Source organism: Brevundimonas sp. GW821-FHT10A07, assembly GCF_059415785.1.
The window spans coordinates 1-17,344 of the sequence record NZ_JBWKNX010000028.1 but is presented as its reverse complement, the minus strand read 5'-3'; the positions used below and the strand labels follow the sequence as shown (position 1 = coordinate 17,344).

Genomic DNA, 17,344 nt, shown 5'->3' with positions numbered 1-17,344 from the left:
GAAGATGGGGCACTTCGGTGCGCAGGATTTCTTGGGGATCTCCCGTGCGAGCTTGACGCTTGCCTGTACGCCTAGCTACACCGACAGCGGCACGACACGGACGACTGTCAGCACGGGACCGAATGGCCAGCAGCTGGCGGGGCTGACGGACGCGAACTGGTCGGCTTTCTCGAGCCTGCAGCAGACGGCCTTCGCCTACGACAGCTACGGCCGGGCGACGCACCAGCGCGCCCAGGCGGGCGGATCGACCCACAGCCTCGTCCAGGTCAGCTACGACGCCTCGGGTCGCCAGGACTGCGTGGCGACGCGGATGAACCCGTCGGCCTTCGCCAGTCCGCCGGCTTCGGCCTGCACCCTGGGCACGCCCGGCGCCTTCGGTTCCGACCGGATCACAAAGTACGGCTATGACGCCGCCGGCCAACTGACCTCGACCATCTCTGGCTATGGCTCCGGATCGCCGATCACCGAGAGCGCCACCTACACCGCCAACGGCAAGCCCCTGATCCTGACCGACGGCAAAGGCAATGTCTCGACCATGGTCTATGACGGCTTCGACCGGCTGAGCCGGATCCGCTATCCCAACGCCTCCGGCGGGGGCTCCTCGACCACGGACTATGAAGAATACGGCTACGACGCCGGCTCGAACGTCACCAGCTACCGCAACAGAGCGGGCGAGCTGATTGGCTTTGCCTTTGACGCCCTAAATCGCCAGACCGTCATGGGCGGATCGGCGATCGCGGATCGGACGTTCGCCTATGACCTGATGAACCGTCTGACGAGCATCAGTTACACGAGCGGCGGTGCGGGTTCGACGCGAACCTGGGACGCCCTGGGTCGGATGACCAGCGAGACGCAGAACGGCGTCGGCACGGTCAGCTACGGCTACGACCTGGCGGGTCGCCGGACGTCGATGCAGTGGCCGGACGGCTTCTGGGCCGCCTACGACTACAATCTCGCCGGTGAGCTGACTGCGGTCCGTGAGAACGGGGCGACCAACTGGAACCTTGCCTGGTTCGGCTACGACAACCTGGGCCGACGCACGGTCCAGGGCAACGCCAATGGCGCGAACACCTCATGGGGCTACGACGGCGCCGGTCGGCTGACGAGTTTGAGCCACGACCTCGCCGGCACGGCCAACGATCTGACGCTGAATTTCAGCTACAATCCGGCGGGCCAGATCGCCACGCGGACCATGTCCAACACCGCCTATGCCTATACGCCGGGCGCAGGTAGCACGGGCTACGTCAACAACGGCAAAAACCAAGTGACGGCGGCCGGGGGAACCGCCATCGGCTACGACGCTCGTCAGAACATCACCTCGGCTCCGATGGGGACCTATGGCTACAACGGCGCCAACGAACTGACCTCGGCTACGGTCGGAGGAACGACGACGGGCCTCAGCTACGATCCGGCCGGCCGGCTGTATCAGTCAGGCTCTACGCGCTTCCTCTACGACGGCGACCAAGCGATCGGGGAATACAACACCTCGGGCGGTCTGCTGCGGCGCTATGTGCCGGGCGTCGGCCTGGACAGCATCGTCACCGCCTATGAGGGGGCAGGCGCGACGGACCGCCGCTATCCGCTGTCCGACGAGCGTCAGTCGGTGATCTCGATCACCAACGGCTCGGCCGGCGTCATCGCCACCAACACCTACGACGAATACGGCGTGCCGGGCGCGGGCAACAGCGGCCGGTTCCAGTACACCGGTCAGATGTGGTTGCCGGAAGCGCAGCTCTATCACTATCGGGCCAAAGCCTATGCGCCGACTCTCGGACGGTTCATGCAGACCGATCCCATCGGGTATCAGGCAGGGGCGAACCTGTACGCCTATGTCGGGGCGGATCCAGTAAACTTCGATGACCCGAGTGGGCTCCAGGAAGCTCCGAGCGTTGGTGACGTTATTGTAAATGGGAAGAAAAATCCGTGCGGTTTTGGGGTTTGCGTGGACCCTGACGAGTTTGGTCGCCTGTACAGAAACGAAGATGGCGGTGGCGCCCCAAGAAGTGGTGGCTCTGCTAGCCGCGCGCGGGAGCGCAACTGTATCGCTCCGACTGATGGGCCCGTTTACATCGTGGGCGGAGGGCTAGATTTGAATCTTGCCGCTGGGGCCGGCTTCGCTCTCAATCGCTTCTCCATACCTTCAATAGGAGCGGAAGGTTGGGTTTTCACGGGAACCGGGTCAGCGGGATTGGGCGGGAGCGCGGGCGTATCGGTCGGGGTGATCGACACCGTCGGGCAATGGCTGGGTAAAGGCTACAGATTCGAGCTCGCTTTTGGCCCCGGCAGTTTAAATTTGGCGTTCGATAGCAACGGCAATTACGCTGGAGGAGAATTTGGCTTAGGAGCAGGAGGGGGAGTGTACGGTGGAGTTACCAAGACACGTATCAAATCGTCAAACATGCCGCTTTGTGGGGGGGGGCTAAATGATTAGAGTCCGATTTTACCGCTTTGTACTCTCTGCTCCGCCGCTGATATGCGGGTTTGGCTTGCTTTATTTTTTCATTAAACCTTTGAATATGTTAAGTTTAAACGTGCCGTTGGGGTGGGCGGTGGCGGCGTTGGGCGCGGTTTTGATGCCCATATTCTACATTGTTTTTTCATGCCCATGTTGCGGCAAATCTCCATACGCATTCGGTCAGGGGGCATTTAGCTTCTTTGGATCACCATTTCCTCAAACCAAGTGCTCTTCGTGCGGATTTGATATGAAGTCGGGGATGGGCTGTGCGGACAAAGTGGATTCCAAGTCACCTGATCAATGATTCATGGTTGGTCTTCGGAGAAGACAGTGTTTGTTGATGCGGGAGGGGCGTATTTATTTCTGCCAGTCGTTATAGGTTTCTGCCCAACTGCCCTCCTGCATTCAATAAGGTGGTGTCGTTCCAAATGAAAATGCTCGATCTGTTCAGACTATACCCATCTCTCCGCTTCCAATCGGGGGACGCTGCGCCATCCGCCCGACGCGCTTGGTCGATGCTTTACGCGACGATATAACGCCCGGACGCCTCGACCAGACGCGTGACCGCCTCGCGCTGTTCGAGAGATCGAGCTTGTGCCATGCTCGGACGAGACGGCCGCAGCCCGGCGTCCCTTGGTCGGTCTCGCCTAGGAGCTCAGACGCCTCGCACTTCAGGGCTTCCGCCGCCAGGACGAGCCTTAAGTCGGCCACACGCGTCTGAATGCACGCCGCTCCGTGGCCTACGCAGCCGGCGACATAAAGGCGATGTCTGCTGCGGGATCGCATGGCGGCGATGGCCAAGGCGCTGGAGCGCGATCCGCAAATGGAGCCGCTGCTACGCAATCGCCAAGCGGCGCTCGGTATCGAGACGGAGCCAAGACGGTCGCTGGCAAAGACGCTCGTGACCAGCATTGGCGCTGAGCGTGGGCGCGGCCGAGGCATGGGTATCTGAGCAGAGGAGCCGGTCTGATGGATACCGACGAAAGCGATGTGGGAGGCGAGGTGACCGCCGAGTCATTCGAGGCTTTGCGGCGAGAGGTGGCGCTTAGGCGGCTGGGCGTGGAAGCTCTGTCCGGAGAACGACTCGAGCAGCCGGACTACACCGAGACACTTGGACAGTTTGCAGCAAATATGGCGAGCAGTTCCGCGGCGATGGGCCGTTCGGTTGAGCGGGGAGCGTTGAGCCTGACGCCCGAGGACATGGCACGCGAGATCAGAAGTGCTCAGGGGTATGCACGCAGGGAAGCGACGGAGGTGACGCGGGATGCCATGAGGCATCTGTCTGCGGCTGCGGGAGAACTCGGACGCTGGATTGACCATGCGCGCACCGCCGATCGGCAGAACCGCAGGCTGCTGCAGGTTGGGATTGCAGCGGGGGTCCCTGGATTGGTGGCCGGTGGCGTTCTGTTTCGGCTGTTTTGAATCAGTGATGCGCCCCTGAAGACAAGTCGGGATCTTAGCCGCCTTCTGAACCCATGCCATCTCTCAACGAGCGCACGCATCCATGCGGGAGCCTGCTCCTGGGCTGATGCGCGGAGAATTCCTGAGACGATCGAGGCTGCCCAACGGACCGCGCCTACTCGTAGGGAATTTTCCTCTCGCTGGAGTTGATAAAGCTTGACTGGAGCCGAGGATCGTCGAAGTCTGATTGTCGAGCTTTGGGGGATGCGATGCGATTGTTCGGGAGTGCGTTTGCCATGGGGCTTGGGCTGGCTTCAGCTGCCATGGCTCAGGAAACCCAGACCTACACTTATGATGTTCATGGTCGGCTGACGCGCGTAGCGCGAGCGGTAGGGACGACGACCCGGACGACGAACTACGCCCTCGATAATGCCGACGGCCGTACTCAGAGGGCGACCACCGTCACGACTAGCGCCGGCCTGACGGCGCAGGCGGAGGCTGAACGTGAAGTGACGGATGCACCGGTCGCTGACAGTTCGGAAAGTCCCGCCTCAGCGTCCTCAGCCGACGCTTCCAGCGACGAACAGGCGGTTCCCACCCCAATTTCTACTCCGGCTGTCTGAGGTCTCCCATGCGCCATCCTCTCAAGGCAGCGTTGCTGATCAGCAGCGCATTAATCGCCACGCCCTCTCTGGCGCAGTCGGTGCTTTCGGCTCCGCCGCCCACTCAATACATCGTCGATGAACGCGGCGTGGATGTGCTCGCCGGCACATTCAATCTTTCGACGACCGATGTGGTGATCGGTCCGCCCGACCAGGGCGGCATGGTCTACAGCCGTTCGTTTGCGGGGACCGGCTGGCGCGACAACCTGATGAGCGCAGTCGAGCGCATCGGCACGACGAGCACCTATGTCGTCAGCATCGGCGGCTATTCTGAATCCTTCACCAAGAGCGGCTCTACCTATACGCCGGCCATCCCGCGCGGCTCCAAGCTGGTCGACACATCCTCATTGATCCTGACCTGGACCTGGGCCGATGGAACAGTCGTGGTGTTCGACAAGAATCTGAGTACGGGGTTCTCGCCATGGGGCGGCAATTTCGGCCGCGCGATCTCTATCACTCGTCCGAACGGCGAGCGGACGGATCTGACCTACGAAACGGCTGTCATCGAAGAGACCATTCCCTTGCAACGGGCGGTTCGGCTTCTTTCGGCGCAGAACAACCACGGTTATCGACTGGTTATCCAGTACGAGATGATGTCGGGGCCGACCACATCGGAACAGTTCGGCGCCTGGACGCGGATCACCGGCGTCTCTGGCCGCAATATCAAGGACGATTATTGCGATCCTGAGTTCTGCTACAGTGTAGCAGGTCCGCGCCCTCAAGCCACCTACGTTACTGGCGACAGTTATTCGACGGTCACGGATGCGTTGGGTCAAGCCACCCGCTACGAATATTACACGACCGATCGCCGCATGACGGGCATTCGCCTGCCCGGTAGCACCACCAACGACATCAGCATCGCCTACACGTCCAACCGGGTGTCGTCGGTTCAGGCCGGTTCCAGCAGTTGGACCTATGCCTACAGCGACGCCGCCGGGGTTCGCACCACCACCATCACTGATCCGGCCAGCGGCGTTTCCACGGCGAGGTCGAACATTTCGGCGCAGTTGCTGAACAGTTTCACCGACCCGCTGACCCATACAGTCAACTATGCCTACAATTCCGGCCGGGTCAGTCAGATCACCCTGCCACGCGGCAACAGCGTCACCTATGCTTATGACGGTCGCGGCAACATCACTCAGACCACCTGGACGCCCGTCGCGGGCTCGGGGCTGTCAAACATATCGACCTCCGCCTCCTTCGCCGCCACCTGCACCAATCCGATTACCTGCAATCTGCCGACCACGACGACGGACGAGCGCGGCGGCGTCACAAACTATACATGGGACGCCAGCCACGGCGGCCTGACGGCGGTAAAGGCCCCTGCGCCTACGTCCGGCGCCGTGCGGCCTGAGACCCGGATCACCTACGGGGCGCGTTCGGCCTGGATCAAGACCGGCCCCTCGACCTTCGGCCCCATGGCGACAGCGATCACTGTGCCCCTGACCCAATCTGAATGTGTCACGGCGGCGAGTTGTGCAGGAACGGCCGGCGAGGTCCGAACCACCTTCAACTATGGCGCCACGGCCTCAGGCAATAATGTGCTCGCCACGACGGTCTCGACCGGATCCGGCGACGGCGTGCTGACGGCCTCGACCGGCATGGTCTATTCGTCCAACGGCGATCTCGCCTCGATCAATGGCCCCTTGCCCGGCACGACTGACGCCGTTCACCTCCGCTACGACCTGGAGCATCAGTTGCTGGGCGTGGTCGGTCCTGATCCTGATGGTAGCGGCCCGCTCAAGCGTAGGGCGCAGCGCAACACCTATGACGGTCGTGGGCAACTGACCCTTCAGGAGCAAGGGACCGTGGATGGCCTGACGGACGCCAACTGGGCCGCCTTCGCCAGTCTGCAACAGGCAACGGTCGCCTATGACACGCTCGGGCGCCCGATCCGCACCGCCATTCAGGCGGGCGGAACGACCTATGGCGTATCGCAAAGATCTTATGACGTTCTCGGTCGGCTTGACTGTGTCGTCACCCGAATGAACCCGACGACGTTCGGGTCACCTCCGACTTCCGCGTGCACACCGGCAACGGCGGGCGCCTTTGGGCCAGACCGCATCGTCAGATACGGTTATGACGCGGCCTCGCGCCTCACATCGACCACGAACGGCTACGCCGTCAGCCCTATCGGCGAAAGCCTGACGCGCGACGCCAACGGCAATCCGGTCACCATGACCGACGGCAAGGGCAACGTCTCTACCTTGGTCCACGACGGCTTCGACCGGATGGCCCGACTGCGCTATCCCAACGCCTCGGGCGGCGGCAGCTCGACGAGCGACTACGAGGACTATGGCTATGACACCACCTCCAACGTCGTCAGCTTCAGGGATCGGGCCGGGATCGTCTCCACCATCACCTACGACGCATTGAACCGCGACACGGCGCTCGATCTTCCAGGGACCGCGTCGGATGTGACCGTGAGCTACGATCTGCTGGATCGGCTGACCGGCATGACCGGCGGCGGTCAGACACTGACCTATGCGTGGGACGCTTTGGGGCGTCAAACCAGCGAGAGCGGACCTCTGGGGACGGTGTCGTCACAATATGATCTTGCAGATCGTCGAACCCGTCTGATTTGGCCGGACGGGCTGTATGTCGGCTATGATTATGATCTCTACGACGCCTTGACGGCGGTGCGGGAAAACGGGACCGCTTCGGGAGCAGGCGTCCTCGCCACCTACGCCTACGACAACCTGGGTCGCAGGACGTCGGCGGTCTTCGGGAACGGCGCCAGCAGCGCCTTCGGCTGGGACGCCATGTCACGACTGACAAACCTGTCCCACAACCTGGCAGGCACGTCGGCGGACGTGAGCATCGCTCTTGGATACAATCCGGCCGGTCAACTCGTCTCTCGGACGCTTTCGAACACTGCCTACGCTCATACGCCAGGCGCCGGAACGACCAGCTACGCCAACAACGGCTTGAACCAGGTCACAGCCGTATCAGGCGCCGCTGTGACCTATGACGGCCGACAAAATACAACCGGCGCGCCAGACGCCACCTACACCTATGATAGCCTCAGCCGATTGAGTGCGGCCACACGATCGGGCGCGACCACAAGCTACTCGTCCGACCCCGAGGGGCGCCTCTATCAGTCGTCGGGCGCGGTATCCGCCCGGTTCCTCTACGACGGCTGGCAGTTGATCGGGGAATATCCGTCCAGCGGCTCGACCATCACCCGACGCCATGTGCCCGGTCTGGGGCTGGACGATCCGATCGCCAGCTATGAGGGCGCGGGGGTAGCGGACCGGCGTTGGCTTATGGCCGACGATCTGGGGTCTGTCATGGCCGTGGCGAACGGCGCGGGGGCGGCCGCGACCATCAATACCTATGACGAATACGGGGTGTCCGGCTCAGCCAACGCGGGACGGTTCCAATACGCCGGGCAGGCCTGGCTGCCTGAAGCCGGCGTCTATGCCCTCAGAGCACGCGCCTATGTGCCGGGGCTGGGCCGGTTCCTGCAACCCGACCCTATCGGTTATTCAGGCGGCGCAAACCTCTACACCTATGTCGGCGCTGATCCGGTCAACTGGACCGACCCTCTGGGCCTGTCTCGGATAGATGTGGGCGGGCGGCCGTATTTCGTCTGCGCCATCAACGATACGCCCGAGGTCGGGACTTGGGCCGGAGGAATATCTTCGTGCTCCGAGGGCCGGACTACCGGAAGGCCAGGAGGGACGAACACTTCGGGAACCGGGTTCATTCCAAATACGGGGTCTCCCGGGGGCGGCATCGGCGGGGCCTTTCCTGGCGCGGGATTTTCGGGGCCGCCCATTCAAAGCGATCCGCAGTATGCACCGTTCCAGGCGGCTTATCAGGCAGCCAGCGAGCGTAACGAAATCTACGCCGAGCCGATTCTCTTGTTCATTCCAGCTGCACCGGCGATCAAGGTGTTCCGAGGCGCGGGCCTACTCTCCCGCCTCGCTGCTCGCGTAGGGCGGGGCTGCAATTGTTTCGTCGCCGGGACAGAGGTGCAGACATCCGACGGCTTGAAACTGATCGAGCAGATCGCCGTCGGCGATCAGGTCTTGGCGCGGGATGAACTGACCGGCGAAACCGTATTCAAGCCGGTCGTGGCTTTGATCGCCGGCAGCGAACGGGAAATCTGGGAGGTAATGGTCGAAACGACTGATGCCCAAGGTCGCGTTCAGCGCGAGCCGATCGGTACGACGGACGAACATCCCTGGCGCACGGCGGCCGGTGCCTGGCCGGAGACGAAGGACTTAACGCCGGGGACGGAACTGGTCAGCGCAGACGGCGACCGCGCCATCGTCATCACTGTCCTTAAAACCGAGCGGATCGAGCCCACCTACAACTTCGAGGTCGAGGGCTTCCACACCTACTTCGTTGGCGAGAGCGGCGTGTGGGTGCATAATGCTTGTAAGGTTGCGCTCAAAGGACCAATCGCTAATTTTCGGCGTGCTCTGGCGGAAAGCGGCCTGGCACCCAAGTGGATGAATCAGTGGTTACGCCAGGGCAGGTCGCCACCTTGCCACCAAGTGGACCACTTGGTGGCAAGAAGTGTTGGAGGAACACATGACGTGGCCAATCTTCGACTGAGGACCACTGCAGATCATATCAATCGCCATAGGTTCTATCGGCCTTGGGAAAATTAGATGCATTTTTCCTCCCTCCTCGTTGGAAAGTATAGCCCACAAAACAGCTGCTTTAGCTATGACGGGGAGGAGTTATACCTCTCTCCTGAGCACAATGCTGTGTCATATAAAGAAGGTTGTAAATTTAGAGGGGTGTATTCTAAAGCAAGTAATCAATATGGATGGGTTCGAAAAGTTGAGCCATTTACTATCGAGAATTTTCTTGAAAAACTCGATTGTTCGGTATCGCAAGATGTGTATCAATTACAAATTGATATGTTAAAATCAGTATCTAATTTGGCGGATGGAGATACCGTTGCGGCTGACTATTTTCCCCGTGGAATGCCGCCTCAAATGAAATTAGTTGTCCATAAAGTTTTGTTTCATCGGGATAGAAGGAAGTAAGCTCCAGTCCGATGCCGTCAGCCTTTACCCCGCGCTAGCTTCTCCGGGCCGTCGATCTATGCGAAGCTGTTGCTTATGGTCGTGCCGGTGGGGCCGGCGATCAAGGTGTTCCGAGGCGCGGGCCCATTGTCCCGCCTCGCTGCTCGCGCCGGGCGAACCTGCAACTGCTTCGTCGCAGGCACGGAGGTTCAGACGTCCGGCGGCTTGAAACTGATAGAGCAAGTCGCCGTCGGCGATCAGGTCTTGGCGCGGGATGAACTGACCGGCGAAACCGTATTCAACCGGTCGTGGCTTTGATCGCCGGCAGCGAACGGGAAATCTGGGAGGTAATGGTCGAAACGACTGATGCCCAAGGTCGCGTTCAGCGCGAGCCGATCGGTACGACGGACGAACATCCCTGGCGCACGGCGGCCGGCGCCTGGCCGGAGACGAAGGACCTAACGCCGGGGACGGAACTGGTCAGCGCAGACGGCGACCGCGCCATCGTCATCACTGTCCTTAAAACCGAGCGGATCGAGCCCACCTACAACTTCGAGGTCGAGGGCTTCCACACCTACTTCGTTGGCGAGAGCGGCGTGTGGGTGCATAATGCTTGCCTTGGAGTTGAACGCCTTCTCCGCCGCCCCCGGCGAGATGGCGTTGTTCGCCGTGACGCCGCTGGTCATCTCGATCCTAGATTACCGCAAGGGCTTTGGGCACAGCGAACTGGTGACGGCCGCCGAACTTGAGGCCGTCCCAAACGAGGATTGACGCCTCTGCGCCTCGGCCGATTCCGGCCCTCCACCGGTGTCAGCCCGACCGGTTGACTCAGATCATGGCTTCAGCCGGGGTTCGGGCCCAGACTGATGCGCAAGACGGGACTGATCCATGACCAACCGCATCGCCAGCCTCGCCGATGAGATCGTCCGGCTGCAGACCGAGCTGGACCGCGAAATCTTCAAACGGCGCAAGGATCTCGGCTGGCGGCTGCACGCGGGGTTGGTCGAGTTCGAGCACGGCGTGACCCTGGAGCACCGCCGGCTGCGCGTGAGCGCCGGGGCCCTTCTGGTCCGCGCCCCGGTCGCGACTGTGCTGTCCGCGCCGGTGATTTATTCTCTCATCTTGCCCTTGGCGCTGCTCGACCTGTGGGCCTCGGCCTATCAAGCGATCTGCTTTTGGGCCTATGGCCTGCCGCGTGTGGCGCGACGCGACTATCTGGTCTTCGACCGCAGCAAGCTAGCCTATCTCAACTGGCTGGAGGCCGCCAACTGCTGGTACTGCGAATACGCTAACGGCGTCGTGGCCTATGTCCGCGAAATCGCTAGCCGCACCGAGCAATACTGGTGTCCGATCAAGCACGCGCTCAAGGTCCCCGATCCCCATGCCCGCTATCAGGCCTTCATCGACTATGGCGATGCGGGCGGTTATCGCGACAGACTGCAGCGTCTGCGCGAGGCATTGAAGGTGGAGCCCGCTCTTCAAACAGAGGTTCACCGATCGTCTTGAAAGTGAAGCAGGACTTTCCGTGCATCCGTGCTCGCAGCACGGCTGATCGGTGCCTTGATTAGGCCCAGGTGACGACAGTCGGCTATGTGAACGAGGGGGCTGAATGCACGAGAGCCAGGAGCACGCTAATATCGCGCGAGATCTCCGGGTCTCGATCGTGGTCCGGCGCTGGACCGCCTGACCCTGTCGCTGATGATGGCGCTGGAGCGATTGTCGCCGCTAGAGCGGGCGGCCTTTCTGCTTCACGACGTCTTTGGCACGCCCCTGGCCGAGGTCGCCGTCACCCTGGGCCGGGGGACGCCGCCGCCGTCCGGCAACTGGCGGCCTGGGCGCGCAAGCACGTCCCGGACGCCCGCCCGCGCTGTCCGGTCTGCCCGCGACGAGGGCGACCGCATCGCCCGGGCGACGGAACCCTGCAGACCACCGCGCTGGAGATCGAGGAGAGTCGCATCGTCTCGATCTTCATCACCCGCAATCCTGACAAGCTGATCGTGGCGACCGAGCTGGCGGCCTCGCGACATTCGATCCACTAGGCGGCGTCACGGCCAAGACGCTGTTTCGCCCAGCTTGACTGTCGCCTTCAGGGGCGGCAGCCAATGTCTGGTGGTGGCGCGCAGCCGGCTTTGGGGTATGGCTTCACCAAGCGGCGGCTGAGTGGCCGGGCAGCGTTTCTTCCTTCGCTTGAAGGTTCCGTATGGCGTCGAGACATTGTTGGTTCAGCCCGCTTCTCGGACCTCCGCCGGTAGCCGCGCTAAGACTTCCCGGTCCCAAGCGTGCGCTGGGTCCAGAAGCCTCGATCCCGCCAACAGCCGATCATGGATCGGAGACTCCAGATCTTGGAATCCTCGCGGAAAGACGAAATCTTCGGCTTCCGCGATCATCACAGCCACGAAGTCCACCGCCTTGAACCTGGTCCTGGCGGCCTCGATCACGCCCAGCGTCGCGAAGTTGTAGCTGACCGTCTGCCATTGCGTCATCGCGAACCAGACGGCGAACCGGATGGCCTCGTCCGTGAGGCCGTGCGCCAAGGCAGCGGGAAACACCTTGTCGGCGGCAAACCCGTCGTGTTCCTGATCGACCGTTTCGAACCACCGTTTCAGCACGGCGTGGTCGACCGCACTGATGCGCGCCAGTGTCAGAGCTAGGTACGAGAGCGCGGCGCGATCCCGTTCGCCGCCACCTTCGCCGATATGTTTATGGGTGTCCCCGATATAGGGCAGGGCGGACGCCGCATAGACCTCCAAGATCTTCCTGAGTGGGCCGACAGTCCTTTCTTGGTCGTCCCGATCAAGGCCGAGGATCGTCTTGGACAGCGCCTTCGTGTCCAACCGCCGTCGGCCGAACTGAAACTTGACGACCAGAGCGTCGGCGAAGGTCAGCGCCGCCAGGTCGCCCTTCAACCGCTCCGCCAGGCGGCCCAGCGCGTCGATCATCCCGTCCGCGTCCAGGCTCGCTATCGCGACAACGCAGGTCGACCGTTCGCGGAGGCGTTTGTTCGCGTCGTCGCACGCGGCTTGGGACACGCTCGCTTTCCGCGCCGGCTCGGTCGAAGCGACCAAGTCTCCCGGGGTCCCGTCGAGATCGATGCGGCGTTCCTGGCCGTCGCGGAAATGAACGGTAAATCCGCTCGAAGCTCGGTTCCAGACAACATCTCGCATCTGGTCGAACAGCTTCTCTTGGACCTGCCGATCACCGGTTTCGGCGGCCTTGCGCGCCTCGGGCCGCAGATGCCACTTTCGGCGGGCGAGGAGTTGACTGGACCCATCCCAGTTACGGTAATCCGCAGCCCGCGCCAGCGCTTCCAGGACGGGTTTGCCCGCCTCGGGGACCTGCCGCTCTCCCAGGGTCTTGTACAGGCCGATCTCCGTCTCCGTGCACCACCGCGTGATGACGCGGCGCTCCAGCTTGAAGGGGAAGAGGCGGTATAGGTCCAGTGCGAGCCCATATCGAACCTGCCCGTCGTTCTTGAAATCGGGATGCTGCGGCTTATCGCGCCGTAACAGCCCTCCCAGAGGCTTCACTGCGTCCCGAATCACCGTTCCCACATGATGCCGCAAAGCGAAACGTCCGTCCGGACTGTACCAACGCAGGGCAGATAGAAGAATCCAGGTCTGCCCATCCGCGATTCGTTCGATCTCGATCTCGCCCGAGGCGGTGTCGATCCTGACGACGGCCATCGCCATCTTGGGTTCGAAGTGATGACCCGTCAGAACAACGGCGCCGCCCTCCTCCACCACGACATTATGACAACTGAAATTCTCGACGAAGACCTCCCGCGTCCACGCCCCGTCTAGGGCGACCTCGACGACACGGGTCTGATAGTGAACCGGATCATCGCCCGTCTTTGAGCGTCCCAGCCATCGGTCGTCCGGAACGATCACGACGGAGCCCGGGTTGGAGCCGAAAGCGAATTTTCTGATGTGCTGGCCCGGCTCGGCTTCGATTTCGTATGTCCTGGCCAGCGTCTTGCGATCCACCACGGCGGCCACGCCGCGATGATAGGTCATCGCGCCCGCGCCCACGACGAGCAGGTGCTCCGAGCCCACCGGATAAGCCTTGGCGCGTTGTGTTTCGAAAGGCACGAAGTGGCGGGAAGCGCCGTCCTCGTCGATCACTTCGACAACTGTGAGACCCCAGGCGTCGAGGTCGCTCGTTGCTATCGTCATTCGCGCCCCACGTACTCCATGTCTCTCGGTAACGCCGAACCGTGGCGCCGACCACCATTTCGATACTAGCCTCAATCTGCGCCCTCAAACTTCGAAGTCGCAGGCTCGTCAAAGTTCACGCCGGGCTTCCCGTGCTTGCAGGTGCGCCCGGACGACGATTCGAATGTCTACTTCCGGCGATCAGTGAATGACCGTTCCTGGCGCTCTCCAGCTTTTTGATGAGCGGACGACGTTCTTCAATGAGTCGCATCGTCTCGCTGGTTCAGATCAGACGTCTTCATAGCGCTCTGACCGTTCAGTCGACGCACGACGAGCGCCCCTCCAAGGAAAAGAGCGCCGACAGCGAGGAAGGAGGCGGCGCGGATGACGCCCTCCAGCCTCGCCAGATCGAACATCATCACCTTGACGGCTGTGATCGCCAGGACGGTCAATCCAGACCATCGCAAGGTCGCCGCCTTACGGGCCGTGCCAAGACTAAGCGTCGCCAGGCCGAATCCCGCCCACAGGGCAGAGAAGGTCCAAGTCTCCAATGCTCCTCCGGGCGCGGGCTCGCTCATGGCCTCGCCGTGGAAGCACCAGCGGATGATCAGAGACATTAAAGCGAAGAGTACCCCCACCACACCGACAGCAGCGGTCTTGCCAAAAGCCCCCGACGTTTGGCCGAGACCAGCGAAGCCCACGGCGCCTGCCGCGTAGAGAGCGAAGAGCAGCAGAGCGGCCGCCGTTGAGGCGATTGGCGCTTGCTGCGGCCCCCACCACGGGCTTGCATAAACGCCGAACACGAGGCCGGAAAAGACCAGCGCCATCCAGCCGATGGGTACAGCGGCGTTGTGCAGCCAGGCCGTGCGCCCAAGGGAGGTGCCCGGTCGCCCTTCAGCGAGAGGCGGGGCGGTCGAGCCGGCCGGCGAGGCGAATCGGCGCAGCCAGCCTGTTCGGCCAACGATCAGGCCCAAGCGCTCCTCGGTGAACACGCGTGCGGTTAGCAGAAGGAGGACGGCATAGGCGCAGGCCTCGGCCCGCCCGATGTCGAACCCACCCATTTCCGAACCCTGGAACAGGTGACGCAGCACCATCAGAACCCAGAGGAAGGCGAACGCCGCTGCGGCCGAAAGCCAGGCGCGCGCCCAGCCGTCAAGCGGGCTACACCGCCAGGCCGTCGCGGCGAGGAGGATCGCCGGCGCGAGGAACGGCAGGACGAGGGTGTTGAAGACAGGCAGGCCGGCGGGCGGCGCCCCGGCTCCCCACCAGGGGTTCCAGACCAGTCCCTGGACGAACAGGCCATGGACAACGCCGGCTCCGACGATGACGACCGTGCGCCAGCGCGCGATCGGACCGTCGTCGGAACGCTGGCGCATGATCAGGATCAGTCCGGCGGACAGCAGGATCAGGGTACGCAGCGTGCCCTCGAAGAGTTCGCCCGAACCCGCCTGGTCTTCAATCCCGGCGAGCGCGACCTGCAGCGCGATGAACAGGCCGATCAGCAAAATCGCAAGCGCCGCTACGCCTTGGGCCTCGGCCTCGTTGCGATTGGGTGTGCGCACGGATGACGTCAGTCTTGCGGCGAGGAACAGCAGTACCGAGGCTCCCACTGAAACACCGAGAGCGAACGGCAGGGGCAGCCGACCTTCGAGCGTTGCACTGACGACGTCGGGACGCAGCATGGTAATCAGTGCAGCCAGACCGCCGACGACGCTGGTTTGAGCGAGACCACGCCACGACAGGCATCCGGCGCCGATCGCAAGGGTGAGAGCGGCGACGGAGAAGGCGACCGGCTCCAGATAAGCGGGGACGGCAGCGTGGATGGAAAGAAACGCCAGTTCGGCGGCTGCGGCGAGCCAAAGTCCGAGGCCCACGTCCCTCGTCGGCTGTTCGACGCGCCGCGCGATTAGAACGCTGCCGGCGAACAAGGCCGTGGCCAAAACGGCGGGGGGCGTCCAGGCAAGTGTTGCGCCGACCTGGTCAAGTACCAGCCAGGACAGGCTGGCGAATGTCGCTACGCCTACGCCGCCGATACCCAAAAGGATCGTGCGTGGGGCTGGGGGCGATCGCAACCCCGTCACCAGGGCCGCCAGCGGGATCAGGGCCGTCAGCGCGTGGATCCACGGCAGTTGGATCGCCAAACCGGGATGTCGCGCGTGGATAACCAGAGTGAGCACGGACATCGCCACGGCCATGGCCACAGGCGCAGCGAAGGCCTGAGGTCTTGCTAGTCCGAGCCGCACCATCGCCGCGCCGGCCGCGATCAGGATGCCGGCGATGAGGGCGGCCTGCGGAAGGTAGGCTGGCACGGAAAGGTCGCCGAGCCAGAGGTTGGCTGACGCGAGGGTGGTCAGAATAAGGGCGACGTAAGGTTGCCGGGCAAACCCAACGGGTTTCGGCTCTTTGGCGTCTTCTCGATCCTGTCTGCGTCGCCATAGAACGCCACACATGGGGCCTATAGCCGCCAGGACCAGCAGGGCGCCTCCACCGCTGAACTGTGGCGCCAAGCTCCAGAGAAGCAGGCCGATGACAGTGGCGAATCCGGCGCGGTCCCAACGACGAACCGTGCTGATGACGAAGCCGGTGACGCCGATCAAGAGGGCGTAGGCGTGGAGGGTGAACGGCGACCAGTCGTCCATCCCCGTGACGCCAGGTGTGATGACCGCGCCAGCGATGGCCAGAAGGGCGAGGGGCTCGCCGTGGCGCAGGGACAAGCCGAGCAGGGCTAGAGACACGGTCGCGCCCAGAACGGCAGCAACCGTGAAGGGCAACATGCCGTAAAGTGCGTAGGCTGCGCATACTGCGCCGTAGAGGGTGACCGCGCCCGCCCCGGCGGCAACTGCCGCGGCGAGCAGATGCCGTCCGCCCGGCGCGGGTTTCTGGCGTAGGATCCATTCGCTGGCGGCGATCATCAGGCCGCTGAGGACGACAGCGCCGGTGACGCGCAGGGGCGGCGTGAACACTCCTTTTTGCGCAGCGTAGGCGACGAGCAAGAGGCCGCCGAGCGCCAAGCCGCCGCCGCCGATCCAGGCGAGTCCGTTTTCCGCCAGCCATGTCGAAACGGAGGTCCAAGTCACGGGGCTGGTGGAGGATTGCGGTCGAACAGATGGAGCCGAGGCTACAGGTCGGGGTTCGGAAGGCGCAGCGGACAGGGCTCCCGGCTGTATGCGAGAAGGCGCTGGTGGGAGCGGTGCCGACGGCGCTTCGGGGACGGACGGCGTCGCAGACGCGACGGTCCTGTCAGACGGGGGCGCATAAGCCGCCACGGCTGTGGCCGCAGGCTCGGCGTCCGAAGCGGGAGCGGTCCGACGGCCAGGGTCAGTGACAAGCCGCCTCAACGCTTCGGCGAAGAGGATCGATTCATCCAGTTTGGCTTCAAGCCGTTTAAGCGCGACGTGCTGGCGCCAGACGAATACGCCGAGGGCGAAACTGAGAAGCCAAAGCATGTCATCCACTCCTGGAGCCCGCCGATCAAACCAGGGGCGAGAGACCAGCAAGCGACAGCTATCTCGCACAGCGGTGTAGATAACTTTACTCGAAGTTCTTGGCAGGAGGGCCCAGACTGGCCCTTAGAACAGGAGTCCGCTCGAGGGCCATATCCCAGCGTCCGCAATTGATGCTGTGGACGGCTCTCCAACCCACCGGCGGCGTTAGGCCTCCGGCAGAGCTGGAGGAGAGCCATGGGACAGG

General features: G+C 62.9%; 10 protein-coding genes. 8 read left to right on the top strand and 2 right to left on the bottom strand.

Going from position 1 to position 17,344, the window contains the following annotated elements; genetic code table 11:
• The 8 genes from AC07NC_RS17105 to AC07NC_RS17070 form a co-directional block, all read left to right on the top strand.
• On the top strand, positions 1–2,431 hold a 2,431-nt coding region (locus tag AC07NC_RS17105; protein WP_494570256.1), incomplete at its 5' end, for an RHS repeat-associated core domain-containing protein.
• An 808-nt stretch (positions 2,432–3,239) separates the two neighbouring features.
• Positions 3,240–3,407 carry a hypothetical protein gene (locus tag AC07NC_RS17100; protein WP_494570255.1) on the top strand — a complete coding sequence of 56 codons (168 nt, stop codon included), beginning with the start codon at positions 3,240–3,242 and terminating at the stop codon, positions 3,405–3,407.
• 17 nt (positions 3,408–3,424) lie between these two features.
• Entirely contained in the window at positions 3,425–3,877 is a 453-nt protein-coding gene (locus AC07NC_RS17095) for a hypothetical protein (protein WP_494570254.1), read from the top strand.
• Between the two features lie 610 nt (positions 3,878–4,487).
• Positions 4,488–9,140: a polymorphic toxin-type HINT domain-containing protein gene (locus AC07NC_RS17090; protein ID WP_494570253.1), complete on the top strand. Its 4,653-nt coding sequence runs from the start codon at positions 4,488–4,490 to the stop codon at positions 9,138–9,140.
• Complete coding sequence (locus AC07NC_RS17085) at positions 9,141–9,524, top strand: hypothetical protein (protein WP_494570252.1); 384 nt, start codon at positions 9,141–9,143, stop codon at positions 9,522–9,524.
• 287 nt (positions 9,525–9,811) lie between these two features.
• A complete protein-coding gene (locus AC07NC_RS17080) occupies positions 9,812–10,252 on the top strand; it encodes a polymorphic toxin-type HINT domain-containing protein (RefSeq protein WP_494570251.1) in 441 nt (146 codons plus the stop codon).
• 139 nt (positions 10,253–10,391) lie between these two features.
• Complete coding sequence (locus AC07NC_RS17075; protein WP_494570250.1) at positions 10,392–11,009, top strand: hypothetical protein; 618 nt, start codon at positions 10,392–10,394, stop codon at positions 11,007–11,009.
• Between the two features lie 192 nt (positions 11,010–11,201).
• Positions 11,202–11,498, top strand: a complete 297-nt coding sequence (locus tag AC07NC_RS17070) for a sigma factor-like helix-turn-helix DNA-binding protein (protein WP_494570249.1) — start codon at positions 11,202–11,204, stop codon at positions 11,496–11,498.
• A 227-nt stretch (positions 11,499–11,725) separates the two neighbouring features.
• On the opposite strand, the gene AC07NC_RS17065 is transcribed toward AC07NC_RS17070, so the two are convergent.
• Both AC07NC_RS17065 and AC07NC_RS17060 read right to left on the bottom strand, forming a co-directional pair.
• Positions 11,726–13,675: a hypothetical protein gene (locus tag AC07NC_RS17065; RefSeq protein ID WP_494570248.1), complete on the bottom strand. Its 1,950-nt coding sequence runs from the start codon at positions 13,673–13,675 to the stop codon at positions 11,726–11,728.
• A 236-nt stretch (positions 13,676–13,911) separates the two neighbouring features.
• Positions 13,912–16,731: a DUF2339 domain-containing protein gene (locus AC07NC_RS17060; RefSeq protein WP_494570247.1), complete on the bottom strand. Its 2,820-nt coding sequence runs from the start codon at positions 16,729–16,731 to the stop codon at positions 13,912–13,914.
• Positions 16,732–17,344 lie beyond the last annotated feature (613 nt).

Bases quoted from the DNA above. Each gene is read 5' to 3' on its own strand.
- AC07NC_RS17100 (WP_494570255.1), top strand. From the start codon at position 3,240: ATGGCGGCGATGGCCAAGGCGCTGGAGCGCGATCCGCAAATGGAGCCG.
- AC07NC_RS17095 (WP_494570254.1), top strand. From the start codon at position 3,425: ATGGATACCGACGAAAGCGATGTGGGAGGCGAGGTGACCGCCGAGTCA.
- AC07NC_RS17090 (WP_494570253.1), top strand. From the start codon at position 4,488: ATGCGCCATCCTCTCAAGGCAGCGTTGCTGATCAGCAGCGCATTAATC.
- AC07NC_RS17085 (WP_494570252.1), top strand. From the start codon at position 9,141: ATGCATTTTTCCTCCCTCCTCGTTGGAAAGTATAGCCCACAAAACAGC.
- AC07NC_RS17075 (WP_494570250.1), top strand. From the start codon at position 10,392: ATGACCAACCGCATCGCCAGCCTCGCCGATGAGATCGTCCGGCTGCAG.
- AC07NC_RS17070 (WP_494570249.1), top strand. From the start codon at position 11,202: ATGATGGCGCTGGAGCGATTGTCGCCGCTAGAGCGGGCGGCCTTTCTG.
- AC07NC_RS17065 (WP_494570248.1), bottom strand. From the start codon at position 13,675: ATGACGATAGCAACGAGCGACCTCGACGCCTGGGGTCTCACAGTTGTC.